This is a genomic window from Aphanothece microscopica RSMan92 (assembly GCF_046613545.2).
Lineage (GTDB): Bacteria > Cyanobacteriota > Cyanobacteriia > PCC-6307 > Cyanobiaceae > NIES-981.
Genome location: NZ_JBKKKY020000690.1, coordinates 1 through 223, shown reverse-complemented (window position 1 = coordinate 223; position 223 = coordinate 1). Strand labels below are relative to the sequence as shown.

The 223-nt window shown below is 71.3% G+C and carries 1 protein-coding gene; it reads left to right on the top strand.

Translation table 11 applies throughout. The features are described from left to right. Nucleotides 1-223 (top strand): anti-sigma factor (locus ACLD7X_RS19625; protein ID WP_411425358.1); only part of this gene is annotated, 223 nt, incomplete at both ends.

The window sequence follows — 223 nt, the reverse complement described above, 5'->3', positions numbered from 1 at the left end:
GCGGATCAGGGCTACAACCTGCTGCGCCTCAAGGGGCTGCCGCCGGCACCGCCCCAGCACGTCTACCGGCTCTGGGCCGAGGTGGACGGGCGCCAGGTGGGATGCGTCCAGTTCGTCCCCGACAACGACGGCGTCGTGGCGATGCCGATTCCCAGCGAACCCTCCAGCCATGCCAGCCGGCTGAGCATCAGCCTGGAGCCCCTCCGGCCCGGCGGGGATCAAC